19 protein-coding genes are annotated in these 16,244 nt (G+C 28.0%); 2 read left to right on the top strand and 17 right to left on the bottom strand.

Translation table 11 applies throughout. The annotated features are described in order from the left end of the window. Nucleotides 1-3: 3 nt before the first annotated feature. The 9 genes from CP965_RS12265 to CP965_RS12225 all read right to left on the bottom strand — a co-directional run bounded on the left by CP965_RS12265 (nucleotide 4) and on the right by CP965_RS12225 (nucleotide 8,557). Complete coding sequence (locus CP965_RS12265) at nucleotides 4-813, bottom strand: 50S ribosomal protein L11 methyltransferase (protein WP_129062400.1); 810 nt, start codon at nucleotides 811-813, stop codon at nucleotides 4-6. A gap of 48 nt (nucleotides 814-861) precedes the next feature. Further along, on the bottom strand, nucleotides 862-1,794 hold the full coding sequence (locus tag CP965_RS12260; RefSeq protein WP_129062399.1) for a tRNA dihydrouridine synthase: 933 nt from the start codon (nucleotides 1,792-1,794) through the stop codon (nucleotides 862-864). A gap of 3 nt (nucleotides 1,795-1,797) precedes the next feature. Then, nucleotides 1,798-2,811, bottom strand: a complete 1,014-nt coding sequence (locus tag CP965_RS12255) for a hypothetical protein (RefSeq protein ID WP_129062398.1) — start codon at nucleotides 2,809-2,811, stop codon at nucleotides 1,798-1,800. An 11-nt stretch (nucleotides 2,812-2,822) separates the two neighbouring features. Then, nucleotides 2,823-3,176, bottom strand: a complete 354-nt coding sequence (gene dksA, locus CP965_RS12250) for an RNA polymerase-binding protein DksA (RefSeq protein WP_129062397.1) — start codon at nucleotides 3,174-3,176, stop codon at nucleotides 2,823-2,825. 50 nt (nucleotides 3,177-3,226) lie between these two features. Continuing rightward, nucleotides 3,227-3,682 carry a 23S rRNA (pseudouridine(1915)-N(3))-methyltransferase RlmH gene (locus CP965_RS12245; protein WP_129062396.1) on the bottom strand — a complete coding sequence of 152 codons (456 nt, stop codon included), beginning with the start codon at nucleotides 3,680-3,682 and terminating at the stop codon, nucleotides 3,227-3,229. A 38-nt stretch (nucleotides 3,683-3,720) separates the two neighbouring features. After that, nucleotides 3,721-4,590: an acetyl-CoA carboxylase, carboxyltransferase subunit beta gene (accD, locus tag CP965_RS12240; protein WP_129062395.1), complete on the bottom strand. Its 870-nt coding sequence runs from the start codon at nucleotides 4,588-4,590 to the stop codon at nucleotides 3,721-3,723. Nucleotides 4,591-4,610: 20 nt separating this feature from the next. Next, entirely contained in the window at nucleotides 4,611-5,822 is a 1,212-nt protein-coding gene (gene metK, locus CP965_RS12235) for a methionine adenosyltransferase (RefSeq protein WP_228712724.1), read from the bottom strand. 96 nt (nucleotides 5,823-5,918) lie between these two features. After that, nucleotides 5,919-7,721 (bottom strand): glutamine--fructose-6-phosphate transaminase (isomerizing), encoded by a 1,803-nt coding sequence (gene glmS, locus CP965_RS12230; RefSeq protein WP_129062394.1) that lies wholly within the window; start codon nucleotides 7,719-7,721, stop codon nucleotides 5,919-5,921. A gap of 62 nt (nucleotides 7,722-7,783) precedes the next feature. Continuing rightward, nucleotides 7,784-8,557, bottom strand: coding sequence for an inositol monophosphatase family protein (locus CP965_RS12225; protein WP_129062393.1), 774 nt, complete (start codon nucleotides 8,555-8,557; stop codon nucleotides 7,784-7,786). Nucleotides 8,558-8,618: 61 nt separating this feature from the next. Between CP965_RS12225 and CP965_RS12220 the strand changes: the two genes are divergently transcribed. Beyond that, entirely contained in the window at nucleotides 8,619-9,212 is a 594-nt protein-coding gene (locus tag CP965_RS12220; protein WP_129062392.1) for a YkgJ family cysteine cluster protein, read from the top strand. Between the two features lie 436 nt (nucleotides 9,213-9,648). Here CP965_RS12220 and groL read toward each other — a convergent pair whose 3' ends face one another. From groL to panD, 5 genes are all read right to left on the bottom strand, one after another. Then, the gene (groL, locus tag CP965_RS12215) at nucleotides 9,649-11,286 is read right to left on the bottom strand and encodes a chaperonin GroEL (RefSeq protein WP_129062391.1); all 1,638 of its coding nucleotides are present in this window, start codon (nucleotides 11,284-11,286) and stop codon (nucleotides 9,649-9,651) included. Between the two features lies 1 nt (nucleotide 11,287). Beyond that, on the bottom strand, nucleotides 11,288-11,545 hold the full coding sequence (groES, locus tag CP965_RS12210) for a co-chaperone GroES (protein ID WP_129062390.1): 258 nt from the start codon (nucleotides 11,543-11,545) through the stop codon (nucleotides 11,288-11,290). Nucleotides 11,546-11,661: 116 nt separating this feature from the next. Next, nucleotides 11,662-12,525: a polyprenyl synthetase family protein gene (locus CP965_RS12205; RefSeq protein WP_129062389.1), complete on the bottom strand. Its 864-nt coding sequence runs from the start codon at nucleotides 12,523-12,525 to the stop codon at nucleotides 11,662-11,664. Nucleotides 12,526-12,529: 4 nt separating this feature from the next. Then, nucleotides 12,530-12,853, bottom strand: a complete 324-nt coding sequence (locus tag CP965_RS12200; RefSeq protein WP_129062388.1) for a YbaB/EbfC family nucleoid-associated protein — start codon at nucleotides 12,851-12,853, stop codon at nucleotides 12,530-12,532. Beyond that, on the bottom strand, nucleotides 12,846-13,229 hold the full coding sequence (gene panD / locus CP965_RS12195) for an aspartate 1-decarboxylase (RefSeq protein ID WP_129062387.1): 384 nt from the start codon (nucleotides 13,227-13,229) through the stop codon (nucleotides 12,846-12,848). The genes CP965_RS12200 and panD overlap by 8 nt, the downstream gene beginning before the upstream one ends. A gap of 192 nt (nucleotides 13,230-13,421) precedes the next feature. Between panD and CP965_RS12190 the strand changes: the two genes are divergently transcribed. Next, complete coding sequence (locus CP965_RS12190; protein ID WP_129062386.1) at nucleotides 13,422-13,952, top strand: peptidylprolyl isomerase; 531 nt, start codon at nucleotides 13,422-13,424, stop codon at nucleotides 13,950-13,952. A 17-nt stretch (nucleotides 13,953-13,969) separates the two neighbouring features. On the opposite strand, the gene CP965_RS12185 is transcribed toward CP965_RS12190, so the two are convergent. The 3 genes from CP965_RS12185 to CP965_RS12175 are packed head-to-tail and all read right to left on the bottom strand — an operon-like array spanning nucleotide 13,970 to nucleotide 16,243. After that, nucleotides 13,970-15,349, bottom strand: a complete 1,380-nt coding sequence (locus CP965_RS12185) for a response regulator (protein WP_129062385.1) — start codon at nucleotides 15,347-15,349, stop codon at nucleotides 13,970-13,972. Further along, nucleotides 15,349-15,741 carry a response regulator gene (locus tag CP965_RS12180; protein ID WP_129062384.1) on the bottom strand — a complete coding sequence of 131 codons (393 nt, stop codon included), beginning with the start codon at nucleotides 15,739-15,741 and terminating at the stop codon, nucleotides 15,349-15,351. Before CP965_RS12180 ends, CP965_RS12185 begins: the two co-directional genes overlap by 1 nt. Before the next feature lie 10 nt (nucleotides 15,742-15,751). Then, complete coding sequence (locus CP965_RS12175; RefSeq protein WP_228712723.1) at nucleotides 15,752-16,243, bottom strand: chemotaxis protein CheW; 492 nt, start codon at nucleotides 16,241-16,243, stop codon at nucleotides 15,752-15,754. Nucleotide 16,244 lies beyond the last annotated feature (1 nt).

The raw sequence follows: 16,244 nt of genomic DNA, 5'->3' as shown, positions 1-16,244 counted from the left end.
TATTTATTTTTTAAAAACTACACTTACCCATTCATTTTTATGAATAAGTTCAAGCTGTTCTAAATCTTCAAATTTTCTTAAAACTTTATCTATATGTTTATCTAAGATACCTGATACAACTAGTATACCATCATCCTTTAAGCATTTTTTTAAATCATTATGAATAAAAATTAGAACATCAGCAACAATATTTGCTATAACTACATCATAGCAGTTTTTTTGTGCATTATTCGTTGAACCTACCCAAGATTTATTAAAACTTGTATTATTTAATTCAAAATTTGATTTTGTATCTTTTATACAAACTTCATCTGTATCACAAATATCTACATCTGCTCCAATTTTTGAAGCTGCTATAGCTAAAATTCCACTTCCAGTGCCTACATCTAAAACTTTATCATTTTCTTTTATATATTTACTTATAGCTTCCAGACAACTAGATGTTGTTTCATGATGTCCTGAACCAAAAGATAAAGCAGGGTCTATAATTATATCAATTTTATCTTCTTTTTTTTCTTCCCATGATGGCCTTATAAAGAATTTACCTACTTCAACTGATTTTACAGATTCTTGATATTGTTTTATCCAATCAATATTTTCTTTTTTCTCTAAAGTTATTTCACAAGGTATATTTATTCCATCAGCAAATTTTTTTATACCATCTTCAATATGTGATAAATCTTCTTCACTTCTTGCAATAATTTTACCATCAAATTCTTCTAATGCTTCATTTGTTAAAGATAATGTTAAATCAAGAAATAATTCATATTTGTCTTTAGGTTCTATGGTTAACTCATAATAGTAATCTGTCAATAATTTTCCTTGAATTTATAAAATATGATTATTTTAACTAAATTGATTTTAAAAAAAGTTTTCTATCATATCACGCATGACTTTTTGATCATCAACTCTATTTATTATATCTCTAAACTCTGCTGCACCTTGATATCCCTTTGAATAAGAATGAAGGAGTTTTCTAAACATTATAGCTCCATGGATTCCATGAAAATCTATAACTGCATCAAAGTGTTCTAATATTATCTCTCTTTTTTTATCTTGATTAATATCTTCAACATTATGTTTTAATTGATAAAAAATCCAAGGTTTACCAATTGCACCACGACCTATCATAACACCATCTGCATTGGTATATTTCAATACTTCTTGTGCCTTGTCATAGTCTTTTATATCCCCATTTGCAATTACTGGGATAGAAATAGCTTCTTTCATAAGTTTAATGGCATCATAATCAACTGGTGCTTTATATTTTCCAGCTCGCGTTCTTCCATGAACAGATACAAAATCTACTCCACAGGCTTCAACTGCTTTACCTATTTCTACAGGAATTTTAGTATCTACTCCTAATCTAACTTTTGCTGTAGTATATTGTTTTTTTGAGTATTTTTTTACAGTTCCTAAAATTTCTTCTAGTTTTTTCAAATCTCCTAAAAGATTAGAACCTGAACCATGGTTAAAAACTTTAGGTGCCGGACAACCACAATTTAAATCAATACCATCAATGCCTTCAATATCATTAAGTATTTGCACAGCATCTCTTACTAATTCAGGTTTATTTCCTGCTATTTGAACAATATAAGGGTCTTCATCAGGAGATTTTTCAATCATCTTTCTTGTTTTTTCTGATTTATAAACAAGTGCATTTGAAGAAATCATTTCAGAAATAGTTACATCTGCACCAAATTTTTTAACAACTGAACGAAAAGGTAAATCTGTATATCCTGCTAATGGCGCCAGCACAATCAAAGGCTGGCTAAAGTCAATTTTATTTTTCATAGATTATATTGTAGTTATATCATCAATAGAGTAATGTTTTCCAGCTTGTTTCAAGTCTAGTAATGCTCTATAAGCTTTAAACTCATCATCTTTGTAACCAGCTAATAAATCATTTAAATTTTCAATCATTTCTAATTCAAGTAATACATAGAAATAAGCACCTGCCGCTTCTTCATTTTCATTTGATAAAGTTTCAAAAAGATCTAACAACTTATCTGGGTTTAATGTATTTTTATATAATTTAGCTAAAGTAATGAACTCTTCTTTTGTGTAGTTAAGTTCTTTTGTTATTTTAAGAATTTCTTCTTTTGTTAATCCAAAGTCAGTATTATCAACATCTTTTAGAAATAGTTTTAATGCCATATCTTTAGTAAGTTCAACATTTGTATATACTTTTTTAACTGTTGTCATACTTTTATTTTCTAGAACATTAAAAAAAGCTGCTTTAACAACTTCTTTATCATATTGTTCTTGTTTTTTTAATATATCTACTGCAAAATCAATTTGTTCGTTTACTTTATTTATTAGATTTTTCTTTCCTAAAGAAGATTTTTCATCAAGTCTAAAATTTTTATCTGTTACATATTTTCCATCTTTTATATCCTTAATTAATGAAACAATATTATTTAACTCTTCATCTTTTGATGTAAAAGTAGTATCTTTTGTATCAAACTTCAATTGTCTTAAAATTGATGCTAGATTTTTAAAAGCTTGAGTTTTAAACTTTTTCTTTTCTTCTTTTTCTAATAATGAAGCTTTTATTAATTCTACTATATTTTCTTCATCTTTAATAAAACCTCTAGTTTTAAAAAAATTTAATGAACCATAAAATATTAAATGTAAGACTGAAAAAAAGAACAATAATGCAACTGGAATAATTATCCATAAAACAGTTGGTAATTGCATTGTATAATCTAGAATTGTTATTTCATAACTTCCGCTTTCTACACTATATACATATAAACTTATAGCTATAATCAATAGTAATGAAAATCCAATATATTTTTTAAGTCCCACATAAAATCCTTTTATTTTTCTTGTTCGTGAATTTCTCTACAAGGTGTACAAAACTTTGCGAATGGTTTAGCTCTAAGTCTTCCTATTGCGATTGATTCATCACACATTTCACAAATACCGTAAGTACCTTTTTGTATTCTTTTTAAGGCTTCTTCAATCTCTTTTAACTCACTTATTTGTTGATTAGCAATTATTCCTTCTTTGAAACTATCACTTGAAACTTCGGCATAATCATATTCATCATTACATTCAGAGTTTTTTAAAGAATCAATACTATCCCTACTTCCTTGGATGTTTTTTGTAATTAATTCTTTTCTTTCTAATAGAATCTGTTTTAACTCTTCTATTTGTTTTGTATTAGCCATATTATAACCTTATTTAAAAAATTTTGCAATTATACTCAAAATATTATAAATTATTTATGATATGGATGGTTATTCTTAATTGCAAGGCCTCTAAAAATTTGTTCTAACAAAACAAGTGTTACTACTTTATGAGCCATAGTTAAATCACTTAAGCTTATTATTTTATGGCATTTATTTAAAAAGTTTCTTTCAAAACCATATGCCCCACCTATAAAAAAGTTTATTTCATTATTGTTTGAAATCATTTCTGAGAATTGGAAACTATCCACTTTTTTTCCTAAAACATCTAAGGCAATACAATAACCTGTCATATACTTCTCAAAAGCTTGAGAATATGCTTTTTGGGCTTCTATTTGAGAGATATTTTGAGCTTTTGAAATATTTTTATCAAAAATACAATTAACTTCAACTTTTGCAAATTTTGAGCACATTTTGATAAACTCTTTACTAAGTTTATCAAAATCGTCATTACTAGGTTTTACAATTGCATAAATATTTATTTTCATTTGAAAGAAAGAACTGTAATAACAGTTCTAAGTTTTATTTAACTTGCAGTAGAAGTTTTATCAAACATTGTTAATAAATCAGATAATGTTTTTTTCATTTCATTTCTATTAACAACCATATCAATAGAACCTTTTTCTAATAAGAATTCAGCTCTTTGGAAACCTTCTGGTAAATCAGCACCAATAGTTTGTTTAATAACTCTTTGTCCTGCAAAACCTACTAAAGCTCCTGGCTCTGCCATAATTATATCACCAAGAAAAGCAAATGAGGCAGAAACACCACCCATTGTTGGATCAGTTAATACTGATATATAAGGAAGTTTTTCTTGATCCATTTTTTTCAATGCTGCAGAAGTTTTAGCCATTTGCATTAAAGCAAATGTTGATTCTTGCATTCTTGCACCTCCTGAAGCAGAAACAATTATTAAACCTTGTTGTTTTTCTATTGCTCTATTTACAGCCCTAACAATTTTTTCACCTTCAACAGAACCTAAACTTCCTCCCATAAATGCAAAATCAAATACTACTATTTGTACAGCTACATCATTTATAGTACATTCTCCACTTACAACTGAAGAAGTTCTTCCTGTTTTTTTATGTGCTTCATCAAGTCTTTTTTTATAAGATTTTTTATCAACAAATTTTAAAGGATCTATAGGTTTTAAATCTGAATCATACTCAACAAAAGAATCTGCATCAGATAAAATTTCAATTCTTCTTTTTGCTCCTATTCTCATATGAAAATTACACTTAGGACATATATTATTTTGGTTTTCTACTTCTTTAAAAAACATTAAAGATGAACACTCTGGACATTTAATCCAGTGTGTTGGGGCATCTTTTTTGCTTGGTTGTTCCTTCTCTTTATTATCAAATGAAATTTTACTAAATAAATTTTTTAAATCCATTATAAATCCTTCTAAAATTACTACTCTATATTTTTTAATTTTTCTACTTCATCAAGTTTTTCCCAAGGGTAATCACTTTGTCCAACCTGCCCTCTTGAAGCTACATCAGCATAAAGGAAAGTTTTTTCACTTGGTTTATCTAAACCAAATTTTTCTGTAATCCATCTTGGTGTTAATGAGTATTCATCCATTACTATTTGTGATAATTTATCATCATTAAATTTAGTATAAGTACCCATTGTATCTACTGCAACAGAAGTTGGTCTTGCAACTCCAATTGCATATGAAATTTGAACAATTGCTTTTTTAGCAAGTCCTGCTGCTACGATATTTTTTGCAATCCATCTAGCAGCATAAAGTCCACTTCTATCAACTTTTGTGTAATCTTTTGATGATTGTGCTCCACCACCAATTGGTGAATACCCACCAAAAGAATCAACAATAAGTTTTCTTCCAGTTAATCCTGAATCATGTAAAGAAGAGTGAGAAACATATCTTCCTGTTGGGTTAATATGAATTATTGTTTCATTCTTATTATACATATCTTTTGGTAATCCAGTATCATCAATTAATCCTTGAATTAACTCTCTTACTTCTTCAATTGGCATTCCTTCTACTGAAGGTGCACTAACAACAATTGTATGAATTTTTTGTGGTTTACAATTCTCAAAATTCTCTTTTGTACCATAATCAACAGTAACTTGAGTTTTAATATCAACTCCAAGTTTTTGATTATGTTTTAATGCATAATTATATACTTTATCACAAAGCATTCTTGCATAAGTAATAGCAGCAGGCATTAAATCAGATGTTTCATCTGAAGCAAAACCAAACATAATTCCTTGATCACCTGCTCCTATATCACCTGTTTCTTGATCAACACCCTGAGAAATATCAGGAGATTGTTGATTTAATAATACTTGTACTTGAACATCATCTGGATGAAGGCATTGCTCTTTTGTAAAAGCAGACTTACCGTCATATCCAATTTTTGCTAAAGCATCCTTAACTAGTGTTTCATATTCTTTTTGTGAAAGTTGACATTTCGATTTAACCTCTCCTCCAATAACAACGTGCTTACCTGCTACAAAAACTTCAGAAGCAACTCTACTATTAGAGTCTTCAATAATAAGTTTATCAACTATAGTATCTGCAATTATATCTGCACATTTGTCTGGGTGTCCGGGGCTTACAACTTCACTTGTAAATAAGTAGCTTGTTTTGTTTTCCATTTTTGTTTTCCTATCTTGTTTTCCATTTTTGTTTTCCATCAAATCCATACTTATCTTTTATCTTTAAACTACACTAAAAAAATAAAAAATTAATATTTATTCAACAGTTACTGACTTAGCCAAATTTCTTGGCATGTCAACATCATTTCCTAATCGTATTGAAATCTCCATTGATAGAAGTTGCAATACTACTAACATCTCAAAAAACTCTAACATATAATGTGAAGCTTCTTGAGTTTTTATAAAATCATCACTAAGTTCAAATTCAAGTGGAGAGATTGTACAAATAGTAGAGTCTCTAGCACTTAATTCTTCAACATTAGATTTTATTTTGTCATATAATAAATTTTCAGGCATTAAAGCAATCGTGAATAATTCAGGATCTGCTAATGCAATTGGACCATGTTTCATTTCACCTGCTGGATAACCTTCCGCATGTAAATATGAAATTTCTTTTAATTTTAAAGCACCTTCAAGGGCTAATGGGAAAAAGACATCTCGTCCTATAAAGAAAAAACCATGTCCATGAAGATATCTTTTTGATAATCTTCTTGTTTTCTCATGCATTTTATCACTTACAATAAGTGATTTTGGAACTTCTCTTAAAGCATGTAATTCTTTTTGTAAAACTTCTTGTGAAATTTTATCATTTTGTTTTGCAAAATACAAAGAAAGCATCCATAAAACTACAGTTTGAGTAGAGAAAGCCTTTGTTGAAGCAACGCCTTTTTCTATTCCTGCTCTTGTTAGAATTGTATTATCTGCAAGTCTTGTCATAGAAGAGTTATCAACATTACATATAACTAAAGTTTTAAGACCTGCATTTTTTGCCATTTTTAAAGCTTCAAGAGTATCTGCTGTTTCACCACTTTGAGAAATTACAATAAATAGACTATTTTTATTCAAAAGGGGCTCTTTATATCTAAATTCACTTGCAATGACTACATTACATCTAATTTTTGAATGCCTTTCAAAAAGATACGAAGCAGTAAGTCCTGCATGATATGAAGTTCCACATGCACAAATATTTATTTCTTTTATTCCATTTAAAATAGAAGAATCAAGTTCTTCAAATAAAATCTCTTCATCTTGAAGTCTTCCAAGCATACAGTCACTAACAACATTACTTTGCTCATAAATTTCTTTTTCCATAAAAAATCTAAAGCCATCTTTTTGAGCAAACTGCTTTGAAGAAGGAAGTGTACTCCACGAATAATTATCTGAAAAAAATTCAATTTTTTCTGCAGTAGCAATTCCTCCAACACCATCTTCTAAATATACAACATCATTTGCTAAACCAATTAAGGGTGCATCTGAAGAAGCAAATAGAACTTCACCTTCTTCATTTCCTTTTGCTACAATTAGTGGACTTCCATTTTTAAAAAAGAATATTTTTTTTGTATTCGCTTTAGAAATGAGTAAGATAGAAAAAGCACCTTGGAGTCTATTTATAGTCTCTTTAAAAGCTTGATCTTCATCATTTAATAAATTATAATAATTTTCGAAAAGGTGTACAATAACTTCAGTATCAGTTTGAGATACAAATTTAAAACCTTTTTCTATCAATTCATCTTTTAATTCTTTATAGTTTTCAATTATTCCATTATGAACAACATAAGAATACTCACCTAAATGAGGATGTGCATTTAACTCTGTTGGTTTCCCATGTGTTGCCCATCTTGTATGACCTATTCCAATATCATAAGTTGATAAACTTGCTTTTTGGATTTTTTCTTTTAAGTTAGTTAACTTGCCTAAAGCCTTAAATACATCAATTTTTTTAGAGTTTAAAAGAGCAATTCCTGCAGAATCATATCCTCTGTATTCTAACTCTTTTAATCCATCTAATAAAAGTTTTGAGATGTTTTGCTTTCCTATATAACCAACTATTCCACACATATAAATAAAACCTTGAATTTTTTAAAATCAATTATTTTACCGTAAATGTACTAAAACTTACTTTATTTTTGTAATAAGTTTATTAGCTGCTTATGTAGTTTTGTATTTGTAGCCACAATATATTTATCATTAAATAAATCATATTCTTTCTCAAATATATTAGAGACCATACCTCCTGCTTCAGTTAGAATTAATATCCCAGCACTTACATCCCATGCTTTTAAATTCATTTCATAATAAGCTTCATATGTTCCTCTTGCAACATAACATAAATCAAGTGCTGCTGAACCAAGTCTTCTTATATCTTGACACTTTGGAAGAATTATATTAATTTTTTTGATAACATCATCTAAATCTTCTTTATTTGTTCCACTTGTGTAGGGAAAACCTGTAGAAATTAGTGCTTTTTGAAAATCATCTTCTTTAGATACTTCTATTTTCTTACCATTTAAAAAAGAACCTTTACCTCTTTCAGCTTCATATAGTTCATCTAATATTGGATTATATACTATTGCTATATATGATTTTTTATTTTTGTAAACTCCTACTGAGATAGCAGTATGTGGTACTTGATTTACAAAATTTGTTGTTCCATCAATAGGGTCAATAATTATTGAGTCATTAAATTCTATATTTTCATTATTAGATTCTTCTGCAATAATATTAAACTCTTTAAACTCTTCAGTAAATCTTTCTTTTAGAAAATTCTCTACTGCAACATCATATTTTGTTACTAAATCTTTTTTTGCTTTAAAGTCTACCTCTTTTTCAGAATAATATCCTTTTTTAAGGATTGTTCCTGCTTCTATAATAATTTTTTTTAATTTTTCTTTCATTAGTACTTATCCATTTTTTATTTTCTAACTATTTTAACAAAAATTAGTTACACTATAATTAATGAAAGATTTTATCTCCACTAAAAACTTAAACTTTACTTTTGGAAACTGCAAAGATTGTGATGCTAATTGTTGTCATGGTATTTATGGAACTTTATTTTCACAAATTTTAAAAGAAGAATTTGTACATGTTTATAAAAACTTTCCTATACTTTTTATTTTTGGGAAAGAATTAAACTTTATAAAACCAGTAATACTTCTAACAAATGGTATTGACAAATGTCCTTATTTGAATGATTATAAATGTTCAATTTATGAGAATCGACCTACTGTTTGTAGAACTTATCCTTTAAGTCCCAATATTGACAATATTATATATATTGATAGTTCTTGTCCACAAGTTAATAAAGGAAAAGATTTTTTAATACAAAATAACGAAATAAAAAAAGATTCCTTTAAAAATTTAGTATTCGAAGAATATCAAGACAAATATATTCAAACACATTTTGAATTTAATACACTAAATAAAAAAGATTTTAAATTGCTTTTTAATATTAATAACACATCTTTTTTTGTTTATAAAGGAGAAGAAGATTCTAGTTATCTTCAATTTCATAAAAAATCTCTCAAAAACTTAGATAAATTATTTTATTAAACTTTAAGCTTTCTAGGAGCATAATTACTTTAACAAAACAATATGGAGGTGCAAATGACAAAGGATTTTTTATCTTAGTATTGTTAAAAACTCAATATAAATAATTTACTATAAAGTAGATTTATAAATATAAGTTTTATTTATAAGAATAATGTAAAAAAGGGAAAAGGTTTGAAATCTTTTCCCTTTTTTTATGGGGAATTTTTAAAGGCAAAGGTTAAAACTATTGCCTTTTCTTTCGCTCAAACATGTTTCAAACTAAAGTTTGAAAACTGTGTTTAATGTTTTTTTCGGACTTCCTTACGGACACGGTGGTGCTAAAGCACATCACCTTCAGATGAGAACTCTATCTTTCGGGCTCAATGGTGCCTTTGGCACATCATTTTCGCCTGCGCAAAGGACGAAAGAGACGCAGGTCTCTTTCTCAAACCTTTGCTTACATCATACCAGGCATTCCACCCATTCCTCCCATGTCAGGCATAGCTGGAGTTGATGGTTTATCTTCTTTAATATCAGTTACTGTTGCTTCAGTAGTTAAAAGTAATGATGCTACAGATACAGCATTTTGCATTGCTACTCTTTCAACTTTTGCTGGGTCAACAATTCCTGCTTCGAACATATCTACATACTCACCAGTTGCAGCATTGAATCCAAAGTTTTCATTGTCAGCTCTTTCAACTTCATTTACAACAACACCAGCATCAAAACCAGCATTTGTAGCAATTTGTTTCATAGGTGCTTTAATAGCTCTTAATACAATATCTGCACCAATTTGCTCATCACCATCAAGCTCTAATTTTACTTTAGATGCAGCTCTAATTAATGCAGCTCCACCACCAATTACAATACCTTCTTCAACAGCAGCTCTTGTTGCACTTAATGCATCATCAACTCTGTCTTTTTTCTCTTTCATTTCAGTTTCAGTAGCAGCACCTACTTTGATAACTGCAACACCACCAGAAAGTTTTGCAAGTCTTTCTTGTAATTTTTCTCTATCATAGTCAGAAGTTGTATTTTCAATCTCTGCTCTGATTTGATTTACTCTTCCATTTACTTTATCAGCTTCACCTGTACCATCTACGATAGTTGTGTTATCTTTATCAATAACAACTCTAGCTGCACTTCCTAAGCAAGAGAAATCAGCAGTTTCAAGTTTCATTCCCATTTCTTCAGAAATAACTGTACCATTTGTCAATACAGCAATATCTTCTAACATAGCTTTTCTTCTATCGCCAAAACCAGGAGCTTTAACTGCTGCAATATTTAAAGAACCTCTTAATCTATTTACAACTAAAGTAGCTAATGCTTCACCATCTACATCTTCTGCTACAATTAATAATGGTCTTCCTGCTTGATTAACTGATTCTAAAATTGGTAACATCTCTTTTAAGTTAGAGATTTTTTTGTCATATAAAAGAATAAATGGGTTTTCCATTTCTGTAATCATTTTCTCAGAATTAGTTACAAAGTATGGAGAAAGGTATCCTCTATCAAATTGCATACCTTCAACTACATCTAATTCATCAGAAATACCTTTTGCTTCTTCAACAGTAATAACACCATCTTTCCCAACTTTATCCATTGCTTCAGCAATCATTGAACCAATAGCTTTATCTGAGTTAGCAGAAATTGTAGCAACTTGCTCAATCTCAGTTTTATTGGCAACTTCTTTAGAAGATGCTTTTAAGTTAGCAAGAATTGCTTCAGCTGCTTTGTCCATACCTCTTTTTAATGTAATTGGGTTTGCACCAGCAGTTACATTTCTTAAACCTTCTTTGAAAATAGACTGTGCTAAAACAGTTGCTGTTGTTGTACCATCACCTGCTTCATCAGCTGTTTTAGATGCAACTTCTTTTACAAGTTGAGCACCCATGTTTTCTAATGTATCATCAAGTTCAATCTCCCTTGCAACAGATACACCATCTTTCGTAATAGCCGGAGCACCAAACGATTTTTGTAGAAGTACGTTTCTACCTCTTGGTCCCATTGTAACTTTTACAGCATCAGCTAATTTCTCAACACCTGTAAATAATCTATTTCTTGCACTATCACTAAAAGTAATTTCTTTTGCCATCTTACATAACTCCTATAATATTTTCAATATCTAATACTAAGTAATCTTCACCTTCTAAAGAAAGTTCAGTTCCTCTAAATTGTTCAAATACAATAATATCGCCTTCTTTTAATTCTGAAACTTCAGAACCAATTGCAATAACTTTTGCAGTATTTGGTTTTTCTTTTGCAGAATCAACTAGGATAATTCCACTTGCTGTTTTTTCTTCTACTTCAGTTCTTTGTACAAGAACTCTTTTACCTAACGGTTTAAAATTCATTTAATTCTCCTATAAAATTTTATTTTAAAAAATTTAGCACTCAAAAATTTAGAGTGCCAAATTTTATAAAATTTTTGATTAATTGTCAAGTAGTATGAGTATATTTGACTAAAGTTTTATAAAGTATGTCTATACAGGTATTCTGAAAGTAATTCTTTCAAATTTTTAGATAAAGTTTCTTCAAAAGAATCTAAAGAAAGTTCACATTTTTTTGCCAACTCATTAGCAGAATCTATTGCTCCTTTTAAGCCTAAAAGATTTACAAATGAATTTTTATTACTATCATTAGAAGTTGTTTTACCTGCTTCTTCTTCTGATTTAGTTTCATCTATTATATCATCTTGTATTTGGAAAAGTAAGCCTAAATCTATTCCAAAATCATATAGATTTTTTTTTGTAATATCATCATATTCTGCAATTATTGCACCCATTTTAAGACTTGCTGCTATTAATTTTGCTGTTTTATGTATATGTAGAAATTCTAATTGAGATAATTCTAATTTTTGATTTTCAAAAAAGCAATCAATAGCTTGACCAATTATCATTCCATCAATTCCTCCATCAGCACTTAAAGTTTTTATTAACTCTATTTTTACATCGTTATGTAACGATGCATTTGCTATTTTATTAAAACTTTCAGTATTTAAGGCATCACCAACAAGAATTGCTGTTACTTCATCAAATTTTTTATGTAAGGTTTTGAAACCTCTTCTTAAATCAGAGTTATCCATAGCTGGTAAATCATCGTGAACCAAAGAATAAGTATGCAACATTTCTAAACCTAATGCTACATCTAAAGAATTAGCTAATAATAATGATTTCTTTGATTTAACAACACTAAGAAGTAGCATTGGACGAAATCTCTTTCCCCCAGCATCAAGCATTAAACCTAATGCTTCTTCAAAATGGGGATGAAAGGTTTTTGATTGAGGTAAATTATCTTTTAGATAATTTTCAAAAGTATTTAGTAGTTGTTTCATATTATTATGAGTTTTGTCCAAATGAACCAAAACCACCCATCATATTCATTGCCATTGATTTTTTATTTTCATCACTTTGTTTTAGTAGATCATTCATACACGAAATCAATAAAATTTGTAAAGAGTCTTTATCTTCCATTAATGAATTGTCAATTTTCAAATCAATTATTTCACTATTTCCATTAATTGACATTTCAACCATTCCACCACCAGCTTTTGAAGTAAATATTTTATTTGCATTTTCTTCTTTTGCTTTATCAGCCATTTCTTGAACTTGCCCCATAACTTCGTTCAAATTAATTTTACTTAAATCAATTCCATCAAACATGGTCACTTCCTACAAGTTCATTTGTTATTGTTTCAATATTATTCTCATCATCAACTATAACAACAGTTGGTTTATAAGTTTCTAATTCTTCTTCATTATATGAAGCATAAGATATAACTATAATTTTATCTCCAATTTCTACTTTTCTAGCTGCTGCACCATTTAAGCACATATCTTTACTACCAGCTTTTCCTTTTATTACATAAGTTGCAAATCTTTCACCATTGTTAACATTAACAATTTCTACTTTCTGTCCAACTCTAAGTTTAGCAGCTTGCATTAACTCTTCATCAATAGTAATTGAACCTACATAATTAAGATTTGCATCGGATACAGTTGCTCTGTGTATTTTACTATACAACATATCAATTGTCATTTCGTTTGTTCCCTTTATTTAATATATTTATTAATAAACTTACTAACACTAATTTTATCCAATTTTATCAACTTTTTCCTTAGATAAATTATTTACATTAATTAAACCCATATAAAACTTAATTTTTAATAATCTTTTAAATATGTAATGAATATACTAATTTTCTTTAAATTTATTATATAAGGACTTCTTATGAAAAAAATTCTTTTTGCAATGTTTTTTTTCACTTTAGTTTTAAATGCAGCAAATCCTATTGCAGTTTTGAAAACATCTCAAGGTGAAATTGAAATTGAATTAAGACCAGATATTGCACCTAAAGCAGTAGAAAACTTTGTTACTCATTCTAAAGATGGATATTATGATGGAACTGTTTTTCATAGAGTTATTAAAAACTTTATGATTCAAGGTGGAGATCCTACTGCTACAGGAAGAGGAGGTAAATCAATTTGGGGGAAACCTTTTAAAGATGAGTTTGCACCCAATGCTGTATTTGATAAAGCAGGAATTTTAGCAATGGCTAATGCAGGAGCTAATACAAATGGTAGCCAATTTTTTATTACCACTGTACCAACTTATTGGTTAAATGGGAGACATACAATTTTTGGATATGTAACAAAAGGTATGGATATTGTAAATAAAATTGAAAATGTACCTACTTCAGGGCAAGCAAGAGGTAATAAACCCTTAAGTGAACAGAAAATAATTTCAATCACAATTAAATAAAGCTTTGGGAGAGGTTTTTATACCTTTCCAAAAAGTTTTTCTAAAATATCTTTATCTCCGATATTTAAAATTTCTTTTTCTAGTTTCTCTACTTTTTTTGCTTCTACTTTTGCTTTTTCTTTCCAATATGATAATTTTTGTGCGACAACTTCGGCATTTTCTACACTATTTAATTTCTCTTTTAAAGTACTTAATTCTTGTTCTAAATCATCAATTTTAACTTCATAATTAACACTTACTTGTTTCACTTCTTTTTTATAATGAAGTTCAATATTCTCTAACTTTGCATTTAAAGTTTTATTTTCTATTTTTAAATCTGCATTTTCTTTATTTATTTTTTTTACCATTATATGTTTTTCTTCAAAGGTATCAACTTCTTTTTTCATTTGTTTTAATTCAAGTTTTAATTTTTTATTCTCATTTGTATATTTTTCAACAGTGTAGATATATTTATCTTTTTCATTTTTTGCTTTTCTTAGCTCTGCTTTTAATTTTTCAATACTCTCTTTTAATAAGTTAATTTCATATTGTAATTGTGCTGTATTTTCTTTACCTTTTATAAAGATTTCACCTTTATCTTTTATCAAATGAGTTTGAACTTCTCTTCTTTTTATTACTTCTTTTGTTTCATCTTTTTGAATAATCAAAGAACCTATAATCTCACCTTTATCATTTAACTGAGATACAATAGTTGTATCCGCAATATAGAAGCTTCCATCTTTTTTTAGATTTTTCAATCTTTCATTAAATTGTTTTTTTGATTTTACAGATAATTTTATATCATTATATATATTCTCTTGAGTGTCTGGATGTTTTAAGACTTCAATACTTTTTCCTAATAATTCTGTTTTATTGTATCCAGTAATATCACAAAAAAGTTTATTCACATATTCTATATTAAAGTTTTCATCTGTTTTAATTACAATATTATTAGAAGAAATAATATCTTTATATTCTTTTAACTCTTTATTTTGTTGTTCAACCATAAATTTATGATAGTTTATTGAAGCAAGTTCTGTTAAAACTGTCATTAGTTTTCTAATATCAATAGGTTTTATAATGTATTCAAAAACTTTTAATTTTATTGCTTCACTTAAAAAGTCATTATCCGAATATGCGGTAACAAAAACCACAGGGATATCTTTATTAATTTCTCTAATTTTTTTAACCATATCTATACCATTTAAATTAGGCATATTTATATCTGCAATTATTAAATCAATACTATCTTTTTTTTCTACATATAATTCTAAACCTTGTTTCCCATCTTCAGCAAAAAAAACATTTTCAAAAAAATTTGATAATAATGATACAAGCTCATTTCTAACACTAGAATCATCTTCTACATAAAGTACTTTCAACCTTTTTAAAAGTTTCTTACTATCAAGATTATTCATTAATTACTTTCATCTAATTCTATTATTAGATTAATAAATTTTATAAAATCAAAAGGTTTAAGTAAATAATCCTTTACTCCTAATTCTTTTGCTTTATTAATATATTCTAATTCTGTGTGGGCAGACATTACAATTATGGGAGTATTAATTTTTTTATTTTTCAACTCTTTAATCATATCTAAACCATTCATTACAGGCATATTTATATCTGTTATAATCATTGTAATATCTGGATTATCATCAATTATTTTTAAAGCTTCTTCACCATTTGAAGCTGTTAAATATTGTACATTTAACTTATTTAATGTGTCTGAAATTATATCAATCAAATCTTCTTCATCTTCTACAAAGAGAAGTTTCATTAATCTTAATCTTTCAATTTTTTCTTCCATCTATACTCTTTTATACTAATTCTTTTTTATTCACTACTGATTCTACATCCATAATTACTAACATTTGATTATTGTCTAGTCTAACAAAACCTTTTAAATACTTTGAAGGTATTGCAGAACCCATATCTGATACAGGAGCTAAAGATGATATATCAATTTTTTGTACATCATCAACTTTATCTACTACTAAACCTATCATTCTTTTATCTTCTGTAATTACAGCAATAACTGCCGTACTATCATTATAAACTACTTCCCCCGTATGAAACTTTATTCTAATATCTAAAATAGGAACAACTTCACCTCTTAGATTAATTAAACCTTTTACCCACTCTTTAGTATTTGGTAGAGTTGTTATCAATTCAGGGTAAGTTAGTATCTCTCTAATCTTTGGTAACTCAATTGCATACTTCATTTTTCCTAGCTCGAATGTCATATATTCACTTACATTTGCATTATTTAAAATTTCTTCACTCTCATTATTCATCATATTATTTTCCATT

Origin of the sequence: Halarcobacter mediterraneus (assembly GCF_004116625.1) — a bacterium.
GTDB lineage: Bacteria > Campylobacterota > Campylobacteria > Campylobacterales > Arcobacteraceae > Halarcobacter > Halarcobacter mediterraneus.
Note: the sequence above shows the minus strand (reverse complement) of the source record. Positions and strands in the feature narration are given on the sequence as shown.

Excerpts from the sequence above, each read along its gene's own strand:
- dksA (WP_129062397.1), bottom strand. The coding sequence starts at position 3,176 with ATGGCTAATACAAAACAAATAGAAGAGTTAAAACAGATTCTATTAGAA.
- CP965_RS12185 (WP_129062385.1), bottom strand. The coding sequence starts at position 15,349 with ATGAATAATCTTGATAGTAAGAAACTTTTAAAAAGGTTGAAAGTACTT.
- panD (WP_129062387.1), bottom strand. The coding sequence starts at position 13,229 with ATGACAATTGATATGTTGTATAGTAAAATACACAGAGCAACTGTATCC.
- CP965_RS12190 (WP_129062386.1), top strand. The coding sequence starts at position 13,422 with ATGAAAAAAATTCTTTTTGCAATGTTTTTTTTCACTTTAGTTTTAAAT.
- glmS (WP_129062394.1), bottom strand. The coding sequence starts at position 7,721 with ATGTGTGGAATAGTTGGTTATATAGGAAAGCAAAACATCTCAAAACTT.
- groL (WP_129062391.1), bottom strand. The coding sequence starts at position 11,286 with ATGGCAAAAGAAATTACTTTTAGTGATAGTGCAAGAAATAGATTATTT.
- accD (WP_129062395.1), bottom strand. The coding sequence starts at position 4,590 with ATGGATTTAAAAAATTTATTTAGTAAAATTTCATTTGATAATAAAGAG.
- CP965_RS12260 (WP_129062399.1), bottom strand. The coding sequence starts at position 1,794 with ATGAAAAATAAAATTGACTTTAGCCAGCCTTTGATTGTGCTGGCGCCA.
- groES (WP_129062390.1), bottom strand. The coding sequence starts at position 11,545 with ATGAATTTTAAACCGTTAGGTAAAAGAGTTCTTGTACAAAGAACTGAA.
- CP965_RS12245 (WP_129062396.1), bottom strand. The coding sequence starts at position 3,682 with ATGAAAATAAATATTTATGCAATTGTAAAACCTAGTAATGACGATTTT.
- CP965_RS12220 (WP_129062392.1), top strand. The coding sequence starts at position 8,619 with ATGAAAGATTTTATCTCCACTAAAAACTTAAACTTTACTTTTGGAAAC.
- CP965_RS12225 (WP_129062393.1), bottom strand. The coding sequence starts at position 8,557 with ATGAAAGAAAAATTAAAAAAAATTATTATAGAAGCAGGAACAATCCTT.
- CP965_RS12175 (WP_228712723.1), bottom strand. The coding sequence starts at position 16,243 with ATGGAAAATAATATGATGAATAATGAGAGTGAAGAAATTTTAAATAAT.
- CP965_RS12205 (WP_129062389.1), bottom strand. The coding sequence starts at position 12,525 with ATGAAACAACTACTAAATACTTTTGAAAATTATCTAAAAGATAATTTA.
- metK (WP_228712724.1), bottom strand. The coding sequence starts at position 5,822 with ATGGAAAACAAAACAAGCTACTTATTTACAAGTGAAGTTGTAAGCCCC.
- CP965_RS12180 (WP_129062384.1), bottom strand. The coding sequence starts at position 15,741 with ATGGAAGAAAAAATTGAAAGATTAAGATTAATGAAACTTCTCTTTGTA.
- CP965_RS12200 (WP_129062388.1), bottom strand. The coding sequence starts at position 12,853 with ATGTTTGATGGAATTGATTTAAGTAAAATTAATTTGAACGAAGTTATG.